This is a genomic window from Metallosphaera javensis (ex Hofmann et al. 2022) (assembly GCF_022064045.1).
Classification (GTDB): Archaea; Thermoproteota; Thermoprotei_A; order Sulfolobales; family Sulfolobaceae; genus Metallosphaera; species Metallosphaera javensis.
This window is the reverse complement of record NZ_JAKNCW010000005.1, coordinates 91,901-109,172: the sequence shown is the minus strand read 5'-3', so window position 1 is coordinate 109,172 and position 17,272 is coordinate 91,901. Positions and strand designations below refer to the sequence as shown.

The 17,272-nt window shown below is 47.5% G+C and carries 17 protein-coding genes and 1 tRNA gene; 11 read left to right on the top strand and 7 right to left on the bottom strand.

Going from position 1 to position 17,272, the window contains the following annotated elements:
- Position 1 precedes the first annotated feature (1 nt).
- The 5 genes from L3N51_RS05690 (at position 2) to L3N51_RS05670 (ending at position 3,757) form a co-directional block, all read left to right on the top strand.
- A complete protein-coding gene (locus L3N51_RS05690) occupies positions 2-625 on the top strand; it encodes a DUF4443 domain-containing protein (protein WP_238026012.1) in 624 nt (207 codons plus the stop codon).
- Positions 603-1,661 (top strand): ATP-NAD kinase family protein, encoded by a 1,059-nt coding sequence (locus tag L3N51_RS05685; protein ID WP_238026011.1) that lies wholly within the window; start codon positions 603-605, stop codon positions 1,659-1,661. Before L3N51_RS05690 ends, L3N51_RS05685 begins: the two co-directional genes overlap by 23 nt.
- Positions 1,662-1,811: 150 nt before the next feature.
- On the top strand, positions 1,812-2,453 hold the full coding sequence (locus L3N51_RS05680; protein WP_255776174.1) for a replication initiator protein WhiP: 642 nt from the start codon (positions 1,812-1,814) through the stop codon (positions 2,451-2,453).
- Between the two features lie 164 nt (positions 2,454-2,617).
- Positions 2,618-2,944: a hypothetical protein gene (locus tag L3N51_RS05675; RefSeq protein WP_238026009.1), complete on the top strand. Its 327-nt coding sequence runs from the start codon at positions 2,618-2,620 to the stop codon at positions 2,942-2,944.
- Positions 2,945-2,965: 21 nt separating this feature from the next.
- Positions 2,966-3,757, top strand: a complete 792-nt coding sequence (locus L3N51_RS05670) for a hypothetical protein (protein WP_238026007.1) — start codon at positions 2,966-2,968, stop codon at positions 3,755-3,757.
- Here L3N51_RS05670 and L3N51_RS05665 read toward each other — a convergent pair.
- On the bottom strand, positions 3,699-4,415 hold the full coding sequence (locus tag L3N51_RS05665; RefSeq protein ID WP_238026005.1) for a hypothetical protein: 717 nt from the start codon (positions 4,413-4,415) through the stop codon (positions 3,699-3,701). The genes L3N51_RS05670 and L3N51_RS05665 overlap by 59 nt on opposite strands.
- A gap of 133 nt (positions 4,416-4,548) precedes the next feature.
- Here L3N51_RS05665 and thsA point away from each other — a divergent pair, with 133 nt between their 5' ends.
- Positions 4,549-6,237 carry a thermosome subunit alpha gene (gene thsA / locus L3N51_RS05660; protein ID WP_238026003.1) on the top strand — a complete coding sequence of 563 codons (1,689 nt, stop codon included), beginning with the start codon at positions 4,549-4,551 and terminating at the stop codon, positions 6,235-6,237.
- A gap of 3 nt (positions 6,238-6,240) precedes the next feature.
- On the opposite strand, the gene L3N51_RS05655 is transcribed toward thsA, so the two are convergent.
- The gene (locus L3N51_RS05655) at positions 6,241-6,594 is read right to left on the bottom strand and encodes a hypothetical protein (RefSeq protein WP_238026071.1); all 354 of its coding nucleotides are present in this window, start codon (positions 6,592-6,594) and stop codon (positions 6,241-6,243) included.
- A gap of 333 nt (positions 6,595-6,927) precedes the next feature.
- On the opposite strand from L3N51_RS05655, the gene L3N51_RS05650 reads away from it, so the two are divergent.
- The gene (locus tag L3N51_RS05650; RefSeq protein WP_238026001.1) at positions 6,928-7,230 is read left to right on the top strand and encodes a hypothetical protein; all 303 of its coding nucleotides are present in this window, start codon (positions 6,928-6,930) and stop codon (positions 7,228-7,230) included.
- Here L3N51_RS05650 and L3N51_RS05645 read toward each other — a convergent pair.
- Both L3N51_RS05645 and L3N51_RS05640 read right to left on the bottom strand, forming a co-directional pair.
- Positions 7,227-7,598 (bottom strand): hypothetical protein, encoded by a 372-nt coding sequence (locus L3N51_RS05645; RefSeq protein WP_238026000.1) that lies wholly within the window; start codon positions 7,596-7,598, stop codon positions 7,227-7,229. The two genes, L3N51_RS05650 and L3N51_RS05645, sit on opposite strands and share 4 nt — an antisense overlap.
- On the bottom strand, positions 7,585-7,782 hold the full coding sequence (locus L3N51_RS05640; RefSeq protein WP_238025998.1) for a hypothetical protein: 198 nt from the start codon (positions 7,780-7,782) through the stop codon (positions 7,585-7,587). The genes L3N51_RS05645 and L3N51_RS05640 overlap by 14 nt, the downstream gene beginning before the upstream one ends.
- A 51-nt stretch (positions 7,783-7,833) precedes the next feature.
- On the opposite strand from L3N51_RS05640, the gene L3N51_RS05635 reads away from it, so the two are divergent.
- The 4 genes from L3N51_RS05635 (at position 7,834) to L3N51_RS05620 (ending at position 13,005) form a co-directional block, all read left to right on the top strand.
- Positions 7,834-9,684, top strand: coding sequence for an arginine--tRNA ligase (locus L3N51_RS05635; RefSeq protein WP_425598003.1), 1,851 nt, complete (start codon positions 7,834-7,836; stop codon positions 9,682-9,684).
- Positions 9,685-9,694: 10 nt separating this feature from the next.
- A tRNA-Arg gene (locus L3N51_RS05630) sits at positions 9,695-9,769 on the top strand.
- A gap of 270 nt (positions 9,770-10,039) precedes the next feature.
- Positions 10,040-12,511, top strand: a complete 2,472-nt coding sequence (locus L3N51_RS05625) for an adenosylcobalamin-dependent ribonucleoside-diphosphate reductase (protein ID WP_238025995.1) — start codon at positions 10,040-10,042, stop codon at positions 12,509-12,511.
- A 119-nt stretch (positions 12,512-12,630) separates the two neighbouring features.
- The gene (locus tag L3N51_RS05620) at positions 12,631-13,005 is read left to right on the top strand and encodes a transcriptional regulator (protein ID WP_238026070.1); all 375 of its coding nucleotides are present in this window, start codon (positions 12,631-12,633) and stop codon (positions 13,003-13,005) included.
- On the opposite strand, the gene L3N51_RS05615 is transcribed toward L3N51_RS05620, so the two are convergent.
- Genes L3N51_RS05615 through gatD form a run of 3 tightly spaced genes read right to left on the bottom strand, consistent with a single transcriptional unit; the run spans position 12,992 to position 17,264 of the window.
- Positions 12,992-14,005: a hypothetical protein gene (locus L3N51_RS05615; protein ID WP_238025994.1), complete on the bottom strand. Its 1,014-nt coding sequence runs from the start codon at positions 14,003-14,005 to the stop codon at positions 12,992-12,994. The two genes, L3N51_RS05620 and L3N51_RS05615, sit on opposite strands and share 14 nt — an antisense overlap.
- 57 nt (positions 14,006-14,062) lie before the next feature.
- Entirely contained in the window at positions 14,063-15,955 is a 1,893-nt protein-coding gene (gene gatE / locus L3N51_RS05610) for a Glu-tRNA(Gln) amidotransferase subunit GatE (RefSeq protein ID WP_238025993.1), read from the bottom strand.
- Positions 15,948-17,264 carry a Glu-tRNA(Gln) amidotransferase subunit GatD gene (gene gatD / locus L3N51_RS05605; RefSeq protein ID WP_238025992.1) on the bottom strand — a complete coding sequence of 439 codons (1,317 nt, stop codon included), beginning with the start codon at positions 17,262-17,264 and terminating at the stop codon, positions 15,948-15,950. The genes gatE and gatD overlap by 8 nt, the downstream gene beginning before the upstream one ends.
- Positions 17,265-17,272 lie beyond the last annotated feature (8 nt).

Genomic DNA, 17,272 nt, shown 5'->3' with positions numbered 1-17,272 from the left:
TATGAGTGGTATCTCCGCCCTCCAAGAGGCCACCAAACCCAAGCAGGGGAACAGGCCCAGCTACGACGAGGCTTACGTTATGTGGGCTTTGAACCTGATTCATGACGAACCACCAATGGGCAGACTAACCCTCATGAAGAGGCTGGGGCTGAGCGAGGCGTCGGTGAAGACCATGATGAAGAGGTTAAGGGAGTTGGGGCTGATAATTGTTGATAGGGTAGGGGGCACCGAACTGACGGAGAATGGCAGGAAGCTTGTGGAGGGCTGGAGATCGAGGGTGAGAATATCGGAAGTGCGCATAGATTCACTCAACTGGAGTGCCATCCAGCTGGTCCTTCTGGGTGGGAAGAACCTGGTGGAGAAGGAGGGAGTAATCCAGCTCAGGGACCTCATCATCAGAATTGGAGCCGAGGCCACCCTTATCACCGTGAAGGACAGCCAGGGGATTGAGATCCCGCCTAAAACTGAGGATTTCTCCATAAAATCCCTTCTTCAGGAGGTGAGCCTTCTTTCCGCTCAGTTTCCCGTGGGGAGTCTCATCATCTACCTAGTCCCGCAGGACACTCATTTGGCATATAAGGTGGGGATTTCTCTCCTAGAACATGAGAGTAGGATTTCTGGTTAATCCATACGCAGGTTCCGGGGGAAGGATAGGTCTCAAGGGAAGCGATGGAGTGAGGCTCCTGAACCCTGAAATTCCACACAGAGTTGGTAGATTCCTGCCTAGGGCCCCGGACGTGGAATACCTAGTTCCGAAGGGGAAAATGGGAGAGGAGTACATGAAGGGTAGTGGGAAAAGGTATGCTCTCCTGAACTCCGGGAGAGACGACTCAACTAGGCAGGATACACTTGAGGCCGTCAACGAGATGAAGGACAGGGAAGTTAACATCGTGGTATTTGTGGGTGGTGATGGCACCGCGAGAGACGTGGCCGAGGTGGCAGGGGATATACCAATCCTTGGTGTACCTGCTGGAGTAAAGATGCATAGCGGGGTGTTTGCCACAACCCCTGAGAGCGCCGGAACGCTCCTAACTCAATTCGTTCAAGGAAAGGCCAAAATAATGAAGGCAGAGGTCATGGACTTGGACGAGGATGAGTATAGAAAAGGGAGATTTGTGGTTAAACTATTTCATGTAGTTAACACTATCTCATTTGCAGATTTACTCACCCCAAGTAAGGAAGAATACAACTACTCAGATGAAATAGATTCCATAGCCTATTTCTTTCTAGAAAAGGTCATGAATGAGAACGTGACCTATATCATGGGCCCTGGTACCACAGTTAAGAGAATAGAGCAAATTTTAGGATTTTCTCCAAATTTTTTGTCTATAGATGTTATGAAAGGAAGAAAAGTGATAAAATACAATGCAAACTACGAGGATTTGAAGCAATTAACCGGGGAGTTAAAGCTGGTCCTGACCCCCATTGGAGGGCAGGGCTTCGTCATAGGGAGAGGTAACCAGGAGCTGGGGCCTGAAGTTCTGAAAAGGGTGAGAAAGGAGGATCTGATTCTTCTCGGATCGAGGACAAAATTGAGCAAGCTGGAATGCCTCAGGTTTGATACCGGGGATCCACAGCTGGACCTCAAGTTCAGTGGTGTCTACAGGGTAATAGTGGGATATGACGAATACATGGCAATTACTACATGCAGTATCACTTAGACAAAAAAGCCATGGTATTCCCTAGGCAATAATTTACCTATCCATTAAAAGCAAATTCGCCTATACATTATCGCAGTGTCCGATAGGGAACCTAGCGTGGAGGATATTCAGGTCTCGCGGGAGAGTAAGGCATCTCCCAGATCCAAGCTTATGGAAGCTATCCTCGTTCTTCTCCACGCTAGGCCCCTCAGAACCTCGGAGATATCCTCCAATCTGGGATATGAAACAAAGTATGTGAGCAGTTACCTGAGCTACTGGAGAAAGAAGGGGCTCATCTACCTGGAGGGTGGGCGGTGGTATCTCACCCCTCAGGGTGAGTCCTTGGCAACGGCCATCATTGAATCATACTCCAACTCTAGGTTTAAGGAAATGCTCGTGATTGCCAAGCAAATGCTTGGTGAACAGGTTAAGGACTCAATAAACAACAAAAGTAAACAAAGCTCGGAAAAACAGGAGAAGGAAGTTTTGTCGTTTATTGACTCCAAAACCAGATCTAGGGACAATAAATCACAAAACAGGGATCCAGCGGTTTGTCTATCGGATATTTCAGAGAAATTAGACGAAGACGAAAGAGATATTCTAATGTTCCTTCTAGAGAGATATAAACAATGGGGCTCCACATACATATACATGGATCAGTTGCAGGAAGAGTATAAGGCCGACTCTGCCTGGCTCTTCAGGGTGTTGAGAGGCTTACAAACCAAGAAGATACTTTATCTCTACAACGACCCTAAGCTGGGCTTCAGAATAGGTTTCTCTCAGAACGTCAAAAGGAAACTGGAGAACTGCTAATACTTACTTCTACCATGGCTGATTTCTTGTTGATCACTAACGCGTTATGACAAATAATTATACAAACATGTAATAGTCAATCTGACAAGAAAATATGAAAAGAGTAGTAGTAATCTATATAACTGGTCCAGTTGAAGAGATGGTAATGTAGAGAGGTGTTTCCGTTGTCGTCAAATAAATCAATAAAAATGTCCGAGGACGAGATCAATAAGGCATTGGCAAAGGCTGAGAAGGAGGCAGAGAAGAAGGATCATAAGAAGATCTGGATAGAGAAGATCATGAAGAGTGCTAAGGCCTACTACAAGGTTTGTCCCTATTACGATAAGAAAACTTCAAAATGTTTCCTTTCACTTTCGAATAAGTGTAATAGAGATGGAAAATACGAGAATTGTCCAGTATTTCTGGAGTTCTTGGACAATAAATACCAGGAGTTCACTTCTAAGAAGAAAATTTTGCCACTGGACTTCTTGGATCTCGCCCAATCAGTTTGAGGAAGAGGCGTGTAATTAAAAGTGCCCAGAAAGAAAAACGACGAGGAAGAGGAGGAAGAAGAGGAACCGAGAAGGGAGAAGAAGGCCAAGAAGGAGAAGTATGTTGATGCTGAGAAGCTCCTTGACGAATATCTTGAAGAGGTTGAAGTGGGCCTGGGAATATCTCATCTCAATCTGGACAAGGAACTGCTTAAGGAGATCCTGAAGGAACCCTTTATCTCAGCTGTGGGTCAGGTGAAGTCCAAGCCCAAGGCCAGAACCATTATAAATAGGCTTAACGCCTCCAGGGATGAAATGATGGAATATCTTGCCGTTAGGATCGTTCGAGAAGTGGAGATAGGCAAGCTAACCGATGACCAGTTAGAATTCCTTGTGGTGAATATAAAGAAACCAATAGTTGATCTGGCCCCCCAGTTATACGCTGAGGCCAAGAAGAGGGGAAGAAAGGACCTGATAGACATTCTCCAGTATAATTGGAACCTGTTTGGTCTCAGATCCCCCGTGAAATGTCCCAGGTGCGGGTTCGAGGCGGTGATGCCTGACTACTCGTGCAGGGTTTGTGGTTACTCCCTCTCCACAAGGGAGATTAAGGAAGCGGTGAATCTCATGTCACAGCTGGAGGAAATGTATTCATACGATCCCGAGGGTTTGAAGGAGATAATCACTTCAGGCTACTTGATTTACCTCTCCACAGGACCCGTTCCTCCGTCTAGGTTCAAGCCATCCAATTCAGAGATCTTTTACGAGATAACACTCACGTCTCAGGAGAAAGCTCAACTGAACAGGCTTTACAATATTCACCATCAGGTCTGATGACCGCTCCACACCTTTTACACCTTGAAAACCTGCTCAGGATTGCCTCAATGGAGGGAGGAAAGGTGTGGAAGACCTCGTTGTCGCTGAAGTCCGAGTGAAGCCATTTCAGGATCGCGTCGAAAACCTCATCACCCGTCTTTAACTCCCCGGTTAACTCCTGGAACCCCCTCAGCTCAGTGATGGGGGTATCGTAAAGGGGTGAAACTAGGGTCTTTCCAAGCATCTGAGACTTGAGGCCATAGAGTGAAAGATAAGAATTCTCCAGGGAAGCTGAAGAGTAAACCAGATAGGCCCCGAAGAAGTCTGCAGTGAAGGGCAGGATGACCAGATTCTCTGCCCGTCTCTCAATCTCCAGGAGCAAGTCCCTGATCATGGAATTTATCTCCTTCTTGGTTTCCACAACCAACTCGTTCATAGTAAAATTGCAATTTGGGCAGACTTTTCCTATTAGATATCTTAAAAATTGGCTTATTTCCTTATAGAATACTGGATAGGCTAGGATAACCTGTGACCCCCTTAGATTTATTCCTGCCCTGCCAAGGTTCTTTCTAACCCTGTGTAAAACTTCCTGCCTGGAGCATCTGGAACAGAGGAGCTTCCCGCTCACCAGTATCTCCGCTCCCTCTTCACCGCAACTAACACATTTCACATTCATTTCTGTGAATCCAAGGAAAAAAGTCTCCCGTTAGCTTCATAGTGCCAAGAGAAACTGAAAAATTACGGGTCTCATGGAAGAGTTAGATTTATATATAAGCGATCTGAATGGACACCAGAAAAGGTGATAATGAATGGCTGGAGTTCCAGTTCTTCTATTCAAGGAAGGCACCTCAAGGTCAACAGGTAGGGATGCGCTCAGGAACAACATACTTGCAGCAAGAACTTTGGCTGAGATGCTCAGATCCAGTTTAGGTCCCAAGGGATTGGATAAAATGTTGATTGATAGCTTCAATGATGTGACCATCACTAACGACGGAGCCACAATCGTCAAGGAAATGGAGATTCAGCACCCCGCTGCGAAGCTTCTGGTTGAGGCCGCTAAGGCTCAGGACGCTGAGGTGGGCGACGGTACAACCAGCGCTGTGGTTCTCGCAGGCCTTCTCTTGGAGAAGGCAGAGGGCCTTTTGGACCAGAACGTTCACCCAACCATAATCATAGAGGGATACAAGAAGGCCTTCAATAGGGCGCTTGAGCTCCTCACTCAGATCTCCACCAAGATAGACGTCAAGAACCTTCAGGATCCCGCGGTTAAGGCCAACCTCAAGAAGATAGTTTACACCACAATGGCCAGCAAGTTCATTGCCGAGTCCGAGGCCGAGATGAACAAGATCATGGACATAATCATTGATGCCGTTTCCAAGGTAGCCGAGCCACTACCCAATGGCGGTTACAATGTGAGTTTGGATCTGGTGAAGATCGATAAGAAGAAGGGAGGAACAATCGAGGACAGCATCTTGGTCCACGGTCTAGTTCTTGACAAGGAGGTTGTCCACCCAGGCATGCCCAGGAGAGTGGAGAAGGCAAAGATAGCGGTTCTGGATGCGGCTCTGGAGGTAGAGAAGCCTGAAATTTCCGCAAAGATAAGCATCACCAGCCCAGAGCAGATTAAGTCTTTCCTAGACGAGGAAACCAAGTATCTCAAGGAGATGGTTGACAAGCTGGCCAGCATTGGAGCTAATGTGGTGGTGTGCCAGAAGGGTATTGATGACATAGCTCAGCACTTCCTTGCCAAGAAGGGAATACTCGCTGTTAGAAGGGTGAAGAGGAGCGACATTGAGAAGCTGGAGAAGGCTCTTGGAGCTAGAATAATAAGCAGCATCAAGGACGCGACTCCAGAGGACCTAGGCTATGCGGAACTGGTCGAGGAAAGGAGAATAGGAAACGACAAGATGGTCTTCATTGAGGGAGCTAAGAACCCCAGAGCAGTGAACATCCTGTTGAGAGGATCCAACGACATGGCCTTGGATGAGGCTGAGAGAAGCATTAATGACGCACTTCACGCCCTCAGAAACATCCTGTTGGAGCCAATGATAGTACCAGGTGGAGGAGCAATAGAGGTCGAGCTGGCAATGAAGCTGAGAGAGTACGCTAGGACTGTTGGAGGAAAGGAGCAGCTCGCCATAGAGGCTTACGCTGATGCCTTGGAGGAGATCCCGAGCATACTTGCTGAAACCGCAGGAATGGAGCCCATATCAGCCTTGATGGACTTGAGGGCAAGGCATGTTAAGGGAATGGCCAATGCAGGTGTAGATGTAATAAATGGAAAGATAATTGACGACATGTTCTCCATTAACGTACTGGAGCCTGTCAGGGTGAAGAGACAAGTCCTCAAGAGCTCAACGGAGGCGGCAACCTCAGTGCTGAAGATTGATGACCTGATTGCAGCATCCCAGTTGAAGTCCGAGGGCGGTAAGGGTAAGACCCCAGGCGGAGAGGAAGGAGAAGGAGCTGGAATGGGAGGAGCTCCTTCCTTCGGTTAAAACCTAAAATTTTTTATACATTAGAAGAGTGTCTGAATCTTCCAAGTCTTTGTATCCATCTATCTCATCTAGAGCCTTTTTGGCCGCAGCCTGAATATCCTTATCGGAGTAGCTAGAGATTACCTCTTGGAGTAATTTCTTGGATAGATCAACGCCTAGCACAAGCACAAGTTCCGTGAAGTCGGGGCTCTGGAAGTATTCAACAAGCCTTTTGGGGTCCCCTCCATAAGAGGAGAACTTGTATTTGGATTCCGCAGCTGCCAACAGTCTCCTCACATCGTCCAATCTTTTCAGATCTAGGGCAGTTGGAGTCAGTATCCGGCTTGCAATGTTTCTCAGAAAATCTGGATCTCCCAAATCGGAATCGCCTAATGAGGTTATTATGCCTTCATCTATAAAAGGATTAGTTATGGGGGATGTGAACAGTGTATAGACATGGTGTTCAGAATTAGAAAAATTCCTAATCTTACTTTTATTACAAGGAATGTGCCCAGAATATTCTTGCATACATATTTAAACTGTGCGTAGTTATATTCCCTATCTCTATATAAATATAACTAAAAATTAACCTTATATTACCATTTTCATAAATAAACACGCTTAAACCTTATCTATTTTTAGGGAAGATGTTAGAAGTGTATTCACAATATTTAAAAGAGGATTAACCTAGTAGTATACTAGTGAACTGCGTTGAGTGCCAAAAGTAAAAAAACTAGAAAGACGAAAGAAAGTGAGGGTGAAGTGGAGAGTAAGCTCAAGGTAGTTTATTCTGACAAGGACGTAGTAGTCATGACTGCTCCCAACGAAGAGGAGCTAAAGCAGATACTTCTAGATCTCCTCACGGAGAAGCCCATGAACCTGAAGGAACTTCACAGTAAGCTTTCCGGGATCGCAAGTGAGGATAAGATAAGGAGAGCCCTAGCCAGCCTGTCAGAAAATAGACAGGTGACTTTGCTGGAAGACGGAAGGTACGCTAAACTGGGAACAGATTAGCTAGTTCTAATTGGGCAGGTTTGCCAGTGCTTGTTGCACATTAAGGCGTTGCTTATGGTCAGAACTCTAGCTAATATGTTGCAGTAGGCCACGTAACCCCTCTGGGTTCTAACTGGTCTGTAGTGTTCACATTGGCTGTCCAACGGGGTCTCCATCACGTTAACCTTAGGATAGAACTTGACCTCTTGATCCACACCCTGATAAAGTTCCAAACCCTGCTTCTCCTCTCCCGTGTCCTGGTAATACCTACAACCTCTATAGGATTTGAAACATCTGTTGGGGCTAGTTACGCTATCTGAGGGAGTATCTAGCATGGGTGAGGTACAAAAACCTGACTTATAGTAGGGGCAAATATCACGTCTCTGCAACTTCCCTCACTATGACGTGTACCCCTGTTAAATCAAGTTCCTCGTTCCATTCCGGAATGTGCACCGTCACCACGTTCACTGCATCAACGTCCTTTAACCCGCTCAGTACCTCCTGCAACCTTTCTCTAGAGCTCCCCTTGCCCGTGAAATCCTCTACCACTAGGACTTCGGCTATTTTCTTCATGATATGAGTCTTAACTTTAAAGAGTTAAAAGGGTAACAGCGGACTATGGCAGTGGATATTCTAGCGAAGATAAAGCAGGAGATATCCTACCAAGTGGGTCAGGAGCTGGGAATAGGGCAGGACTTGGTTTATAAGGTAATTGAATACCCTCCAAGGGAGGAGATGGGAGATTTAGCCATACCCTTTCCTGCGCTGGGAAAGAAACCGCAAAACCTGGAGGTTAAGTCCAGGTTTGTTAAGTCGCACTCGCTCTCAGGTCCTTTCCTCAACCTGAAGCTGGATGAGGCTCAGCTCTTCAAGGAACTCTTCTCGTCGTTGGATCAAGATTACGGAATAGAGAGGGTGGAGAAACCCAGAAGGATCGTGGTGGAGCACACCAGTGCCAATCCGATTCACCCGCTTCACATAGGTCACCTCAGAAATTCCGTGATAGGGGATGCCCTTGTCAGGCTCTCTAAGGCTAGGGGTCATGAGGTAATCACCAGGTTCTACGTCAATGATAGCGGTAGACAGGTTGCAATCCTGATTTACGGTCTCTCCAAGCTTGGCTACCCTGAACCACCCAAGGAGGCCAAGAAGGACCTGTGGGCTGGAACCGTGTATGCTATGACCAACATCATCCTTGAAATCAGGGCTTTGACAGATGAGCTTAAGACCGTACAGGACGCAGAGTACAGGGAAAAGGTAACCAAGAGAGATGAGCTGGTAGGGCTGGCCTCGGAGATAAGGTCCAGGAACCAGGAATACTTCGACAGGCTGGCCGAGGCCATAAGAGATGATCCTGACCCCGAGGGAAAGATAGCAGACATCATAAGGAAGTATGAGGCCGGGGACCCACAGATCAAGGAAATAGTCAGAAAGTACGTGAATTATGTACTGGATGGGTTCAGGGAGAGTTTAAGCAAGCTGAACATCACATTTGACGAGTTTGATTACGAGAGCGATCTGCTATGGTCCGGCGAAGTGAAGTCGGTGCTGAGATCCGCATTGAGCTCCAGGGCTAGAATAGAACATAAGGGAACGGAGGCGCTGGACCTGGACAAATATCTAGACGACGAGGTGAGGAAAGAGTTGAGGATTCCGGCAGGTCTGGAGATACCTCCCCTGGTTCTGACCAGGTCTGACGGAACAACGCTTTACACGGTGAGGGATATAGCGTATACCATTAAGAAGTTCTTGACGAGCAAGGCAGATCAAGTGATTAACGTAATAGCTGAGCAACAGACAGTTCCGCAGATACAGCTCCGGGCCGCCCTCTACCTTCTGGGTTACCCCGAGATGGCGAAAAATCTGGTTCATTACTCGTATAGTATGGTAACCCTCCCGGGAATGACCATGAGCGGAAGGCTGGGCCGTTACGTTTCCCTTGATGAGGTTTACGAAAAGGTGAAACAGGCTGTGGAGGAGAAGACAAAGGATAGGGGTCAGGTTAACATACCCGAGATTGTCAACTCGGCAATAAGGTATGCCCTTCTCTCAGTTTCAGCGGACAAGCCAATTACGTTCAACGTGGGCAAGGTTACAAACTTCGAACAGAATAGCGGGCCCTATCTCCAGTATACGTACGTGAGGGCCTATAACATCCTCTCCAAGTTCACGGGTGAGATAAGTCTCGACGTAGATTACGGTGACTTGGCGGGAGAGAAGAGAAGATTGCTTCTGGCAATTGCCAAGTTCCCAGAAACCTTCAAGAACTCCGCTGATAGCCTGGAACCCGAGGTTCTGGTTTCTTACCTGAGGTACCTGGCTGACACCTTCAATGCCTGGTATGATAAGGAGAGAGTTCTTCAGGAACAGGACGAGAAGAAGAGAATGACCAGGTTAAACTTAGTGAAGGGAGTGGAGATAGTCATGAGAAACGGTCTGAGGGTTCTAGGAATAAGTTCATTAACCAAGATGTAAATCTTCCATTGGACCCGTAGCTCAGCCAGGATAGAGCGCAGGCCTTCGGAGCCTAAGGTCCCGGGTCCGAATCCCGGCGGGTCCGTTTTTAGGCATCAAGGGAAATATTGCAACTCTTGGGCGAGTTCGTGGAAATTTCCCAATTGGTTGCCATTTTAAACTCATGAAAGACAGAGCCCTATTTCCTCTTTTTTATAGTAAATTGAAAGATAGTGATGGATCACGCTGATCTCTGGGTAACTTGTATTGAAGGGCCCCCTCGAAGGCAAGTTCAGAATAATACCCGCGAGAGATAATACCATAACACGCTAAGAAAATGGTTAAATGAAAAAAGGTAGAGAGTATATAGATTCTCATGCAAAGTGACATCAGTGTACTATCCCTCTCTAAGATATCTGTCATAAAGCGTGATGGTAAGAGGGAGGAATTTAAGCTGGAAAAGATCCTCTCAAAGCTCGGTCCCTTGCACGATGAGATAGTGGACGGAATTGCAAAGGATGTGGTTCAGAACTCTACTGACAATGTAATAAATACTAGATCACTGGCAGATATTGTGGAGAGGAACCTGATTGAGGGTTCCCTGGAGCATCCAGAACTCATGGATCTAGCCAAAAAATATGTTCTGGCCAGGATTTACAACCATGTATTTGGGAAGGGAAAATGGAGCGAATTTGATCCTAAGGATCTTCTCATTAGCTATAACGCGCTCAAGGTGCTGGAGGCAAGGTACCTGCTGAAGGATCCTGAGACTCTCAGGTATATTGAAACACCTCAGATGATGTTTAAGAGAGTTGCCTCATATCTAGCTAAGGTTGAGCAGGACAAAAATGTTCAGCAGGACGCTATGCAGAAATTCTATGAGATAATGTCCTCTCTCAAGTTCGTGCCCAACACTCCTGCCCTCATGAACTCTGGAACCAGACTTGGCATACTCTCCGCATGTTTCGTTCTACCAGTCAGGGATTCCATGACCTCTCCATCGGGAGATGGTATCTATGACACACTCAGGGCTATGGCATTGGTCCATCAACAGGGTGGGGGAACTGGATTCGACTTCTCCGAGCTGAGACCCAAGGGAGATGTTGTGGCGTCAACTGCGGGAGTTGCATCTGGCCCGGTCTCCTTTATGAAAATATTTGACGTTTCCACAGATGTGGTGAAACAGGGAGGTAAGAGGCGTGGCGCTAACATGGGCGTTATGCATGCCTGGCACGCTGACATTGAGGATTTTATCCATGCCAAGACTGGAGAATTGAAGGACGTTCAACTTCAGAACTTCAACATTTCGGTGGGCGTTTATGACTACTTCATGGAGGCAGTGATGAGGGAGGAGCAGGTTCCTCTTATAACCCCGAGGAAGACCAAGATACCCGGTACAGATCACGAATACTACATTGTCAAAGCAAGGAACTATATGCGTGAGGAGTGGGTCCAAGAGGAGATACTCAGGGAGCTGGAGGAAAGGGGACCAGTTTACCTGGACGAGAGCAAGATAATCACGGTAGACGAGGCATTAGCCATAGCGGAGAAGGAGGGTGCCGTGATAAGATGGGTTAACGCCAGGACAATCTTTGAGCAAATAGTTAAGGGCGCTTGGGACTCCGGCGATCCAGGTCTCCTCTTCATAGATGAGATCAACAGGAGACATCCCACATGGTACCTGGGGAAGATCCAGGCCACTAACCCATGCGGAGAGGAACCGCTACTGCCCTGGGAGTCGTGCAATTTGGGTTCCCTCAATTTGGAGAAGTTCGTTAAGGAGAGAGATGGAAATCCATACATTGACTGGGAAGACTTGGCCAACACCATAAGATACGCAGTAAGGTTCCTTGACAACGTGGTAGACGCCAATAGATATCCTCTACCCCAAATAGAGCAGGCAACCAAGAGGACTAGAAAGGTTGGACTGGGCGTGATGGGTCTAGCCAGGGCACTGATAAAACTAGGTATCCCATATGATAGTGTTGATGCGGTTTACGTGTCCTACTATCTGGCCAAGTTCATTTACTATCACGCGATGAAGACTTCCATTGAGCTGGCCAAGGAGAAGGGATCCTTCCCTGCATACGACCCAGTAAGGTACAAGGATGTATGGGAGTCAGCTAGGGAACTTGATGACATGTTGGCCATTTCTGGGATCAGGGGTAAACCCTCAGAATACGCAAAGAGATTGATGTCAGAGGCCGAGAAACTGGACGTCACTGTCCTCAAGGACATGAGGCTCAAGCATGGCCTGCGAAACGCCACCGTGGTCTCCGTAGCTCCCACGGGTACAATATCCATAATAGCTGGCACGTCATCATCTATTGAGCCCCTGTTCGCATTGGCGTTCATCAGGAATGTGGCGGTTGGAAAGTTCATGGAGATTGATCCCCTCTTTCTAGAGTACCTGAGAAAATATGAACTGGACACACCGGAGGTGGTCAAGAAAATTGCTGAAACAGGAGAGGTGGGTGATAACCCGTTTGTGCCCAAGACCATAAGGAGGCTGTTCAGGACTGCTCACGAGGTGGAACCCATGTATCACGTTCTGCATCAGGCAGCATGGCAACAGTGGAACGACTCTGGAACCTCCAAGACGATAAATCTGAGGAGTGAAGAGCCCGCAGATACAGTGGAGAAGGTTTACATGACGGCCTGGAAGTTAGGAATAAAGGGCATAACTGTGTACAGGGACAAGTCTAAATCTCAGCAGGTCATTTACTTCGGGTTAAAGAAGGAAAGGGAGGAGAAGTCTAAGGCTTTGCCATCATCCCTCAGAATGGAAAAGAAGTTCGTGGAGGTTAGTGAGAACTTCGCTGGCGGATGCAAGACGTGTGAACTCTAGCCTTATCATACATTATTAGTTTTTGAAAATCTTTCTGCTTCTATCTGCAGTTAAATTGTAGCCTGGCTCTATATTCATGTTTTTATACATGTATTCATAATAGATTAATGGTAAAGACGATGTCATTGGTTCCACCTTGCGAGTACTCTGTAAAAGAGCTGTTGCCAGCAATGCGTTCAATTATTGCTACCAAGCTGGTAAAGGACAAGGGATATCCACTGTATAGAGCAGCATTACTCATGGGAATAACCCCGGCTGCAGTTGCCAATTACATGAATGGTAAGAGGGGTACGGCAGTAAAGAGCATAATAGAGAAGGATCCCAGGCTCATGGAGATGATAGGTGATCTGGTTGATAAGATAAGTTCCTCGGGTGGTAGCGCTCAGCTTTCGAGCTATTATTGTATACTTTGCGCTGAGGGGAAGAAGGCACTGAAGAGAAATGGAATATCCCTTCCCTCTTGCCTTTACGAAACTAATCTCATGTTGAAATGATCTTTTTCTTTAGCAGGGCTTCAAGCAATCTCCTGATCTCAAGAGTAGCCGAAAGAAGGCCCCATCTTCTTATGGGGATCTTGACCCTATCAAATTCAGGTTCCACGCCTTCCCTGGATATATCCCTTGGGTCCAGCAAGGATGCACCTGTTACTCTAGCGGGTAGATAAAGGGTTGATACCACGGGCTTGTCATCTAGGTTCAGCAGGGTTATGTGTAATCTACCGTTTTCGTATTTCAGGTGAAGAGGTACAACGGAGGAAGGCTCTATTCTCAGAAGGGATACCTTGTACTTGGGCTTACAATCCAGATCCACAACTTGGTTAACCGTATCCCAAACCATTCTGTGGGGTTTAGCCTCCCTCCAGCTCGTGGACCTCCTTACAACGGCACCTCCGTCCACTTTGACTTTCCCGGTTTCAAATTCCATGGTGAACGGCCTGCTAGAAAACAGGGTGTAGGAGGAGGAACTTCCTTGAATCGAGACCATGAACGTCTCAATGGAAAAGAAGGACCTCAATCCGGTAGAAGAGATGTACAGGGGATTGAGGTAGTGAAAAAAGGCGTTATAAAATCCAGTTTGAACAAGTTCAGTTACACTCGCCTCTTCCTGAAACTTGCCAGGGCCCACTTCCCCAGGTGCTAGGTTAACGGGTCTACCAGAGTGGAGTACTGTCCTTTCCCAGGGAGAAGGGTTCAGGTATCCTTCCCCCTCTTCGCAGGGTAAGAGGTCCCTAACCATGGATTTGAGAGAATCCAGATCAATCCGTTGGAAGTTCCAAGGGACTGAATGCTCTCTCAGTGGTGTCATCGCCTCATGGACCTCCCCTCTCCCTCTGACCTCAACCACCGTTCCGTCCGGACCGTGAAGGGAAAGCGACCTGTCCCATTCCAGCGAAAGATTCAGTATCCTAGAAACCAGGGGAAGCTGTTCCATGGCCTGTAGCCTCTCATCTAGGTAGATGGACTGATCCCGTCCAAGACCTAACTCTTCCAGCATCCTATGCACCGTCAGACAAATGCCTTTTCTTCACCGTTCAGGCTCGGGGGTAACTCGTCATCCGGTTTCATCTTTCATTACTTTCCTTATTAGCTCTGCTACTTTCTTTCCCTCTACCCTTCCCCTAACCCTCTCCATCACCTTGCCCATGAGGAGGCTAAATGCCTTGTCCCCCTTGGATTTCACCTCTTCCCTGTTCTGAGCCACTACCTCCCTGATTAAGTTAATCAGTTCCTCCTCAGAGATTCCGGAATATTTGGAGATGACTGCCTCAATCTTGGTGTTAGAGTTTGGTGTAGAGTACTCCAGAAGTATCTGGGGAATGGAGTCCTTGGTTATCTTTCCCTGGTTTACACTCGCTATTACGGTCTCAATGTCCTCGTCGGTTATCTTGTCTATGTTACCTCCTTGGGACTTGACGTATTTTAGCGTGTTCTCTAGGGTTGTGGCAACGATGGTGGGGGAAACATTGGTGTATTTTCTGGTCAGATATTCAAATTGATCTAGCCTTGGACTATTCAATACCTGTTTAGCCAGCTCCTCGTTTAGACCCATTTTCATGAGCTCCTTGAGTTTCTGCTCCGGGGTTGACGGCATAATCTTCTTGGCATCTTCAAGTAATTCCCTAGAAAGAATGGATGGAATATCCGTTTCAGGATACATTCTGGCTGATCCAGGTTGAGGTCTCATGAATTTGCTTGTGCCATCTTCATTGGCTGCCCTAGTCTCCTTGGGCACTCCTTCAAAAGCCTGAGATAACCTATCCCTAATGACCTGTAACGCCTTTCTGACCTTCTCCTCTGGACCCACGACCAATATAAAACCGTCCAGCTCGCCCGTTCCAAGCTCCTTAGCCACTCTCTGAACCTCTTCCTCCACTATACCATAGTTGGGGAGCTCATCCGAATGGAATATTCCGCCTAGTCCAGCCAGGGCCTTAACGTAATCTGATACCTCAGTCCCGAACCTTCTTCCAGGCATCACCTGTCTTCCTAGAATTCCCTTAAATCCAGGTGCAAGTAAACCAAGGACCTTACCGCCCTTCTTGAGCTCAGATTGGATAAGCCTGCTCCTAGACGAGGTGAAAAGTCCTGTAAGGTCTTTCTCCTTCACTTTCCTCTCAAAATCATCCCTTGTAATCTTGGTTCTCAACTCATCCCTAATTTTCAGTAGCTCCCTTTGCCTGTTAGCTTCATTCTCTATGATCTTCGGTATCATATCCAGCTCCTGGACCCCTTTGATCTCCGTTTTAACTCCACCAGCTATGGAAACGTTGAGGTCTTGCCTTATGGTTCCCAATCCCCTCTTCACTCTCCCCGTTAGTCTCAGCATCTGACCGATGAGTAGTGCCACCCTCTTTGCCTGTTCTGGAGTTTTGATGTCAGGACCAGTGGAGATCTCTATGAGAGGGATACCTAGCCTATCCAAGTTATACTTGACGGAATCGGGGGTGTCCTCTAACTTTCTGGCAGCGTCTTCCTCTATGGCGATGGTCTGTATGGTCACCAGGCCCTCAGCGTCCTTGATATACCCTCCAAGTCCCACTATTGCAGTACGCTGAAAGCCTGAGGTATTTGAACCATCTATAACCGTTTTTCTCATAACGAAGATCTCGTCCACAGGCTCGCCGTTGAATGCTAGAGTCATGGCAAGACCCAGCTTAATCGCGTCCAAATTCATGGGGTGGGGCGGTTCTTCGTCGCACTCAACGAGGCAACTGGACTTCCTCGGAACTTCGTACACTATTTTCTTCCCTTTTTCCCACTCAAAGAAGGCTGCAACATCAACTTGTCCCAACTCGCTTACCACTGGTCTCAAGTACCTCTCTAGTTTGCCTTGACTCTCCTCGTCCAGTGTGGTGGGGCATTCGCAGAAGAGTTTATGGGACGTATTGATCTGCTGATGTATTTCCAGCCCCACCTTTAGTCCCATCTTCTCGTATTCACTCATGTTTCCACCTCGGGAAATGATCCAAGGAGTGTCTTGGATTGTACTCGCCCACCATGTTGGTTAACATGATCCTCTTCACCTCATTCAGGTCTGAGGTCTGGCCCAGGGCCCACATCAGCTTAACTAGTGCAACCTCGGGCAACATGTCCTCCAGCGGAACTACCCCGGATTGTTGTAGCAACCTTCCAGTCTGATAAACATTCATGTTTACCCTTCCGAAGAGACACTGGGAGGTCATTCCCACGAATATCCCATCCTTAACTGCCTTTCTAAAGGCCTCCTGGAAATCGGAGGAAGTATGACCAAGGCCAGTTCCCTCGATTATTATACCCCTATAGCCAGCAGACAGTAGAATCTCCACAATGTCGGGTTTAAGTCCTGGGTAAAATTTCAGGAGAAAGACCCTGCTATCGAATTTCGCGTTGACCTCCACCCCATCAGATTTCTTGATGTAATCGTCTCTTAATACCTTCACAGTCTTTTCCTTCCAAACCACCTTGGCCAAGGGGTGATCATTGATACTCTGGAAGGCATCCCTTCTACTCGTGTGCATTTTCCTTACCTTCACACCCCTGTGGGCCAGTGTGTATGTGTCTGAGCTTTCCCCGTGCATGTTGACCACCACCTCTCCGAAGGGAGCCTCCTTGGCCAACAGTATCGATGAAACAAGGTTTATCCCGGAATCACTACTGGGCCTATCGCTACTTCTCTGTGAACCCACAAGTACCACAGGCCCTGGCAGACGCAGGGAGAAAGCTAGGGCCGCAGCGGTATAGCTCATGGTATCTGTTCCGTGAGCAACAACAACCCCTTCACTTCCCTCATCAAAGGCTCTCTTGACGGCCTCCGCTATCTTTACCCAGAATTCAGGTTTCATGTTCTCGCTGAGGATACTGAAAAGAACCTCAGCGGAGATCGAGGTGATTTCCTCGATTTCTGGAACGAATCTAATGATCTCCTCCGTGCTTAGCGCAGGTCTAACTGCCCCAGTCTCGTACTCCACCTTACTCACGATTGTACCTCCAGTGCTGATTATCTTCACTTTTCCAGGACGAGACGCTTCGTGGCCCTTCCTTTCTACGGCTCTATTGCCTCTCCCCACGAGAGTGACCTTGACCTTATTTACCGAAAACCCAGCGTTGTACCCGTTGTCCAGCTTAAGAACTACTACAGAATCGTCACGGGAATATGACGGCATGAGGATTCCCTTCACATTAACCTTATCGTTATAGACCTGTAATACGTCCCCTATATCAGCCCCCAAGGAAGAAAGTAACTCTAGAGCCTTTCCCCTATAACCTTCTAACATTTTACAGG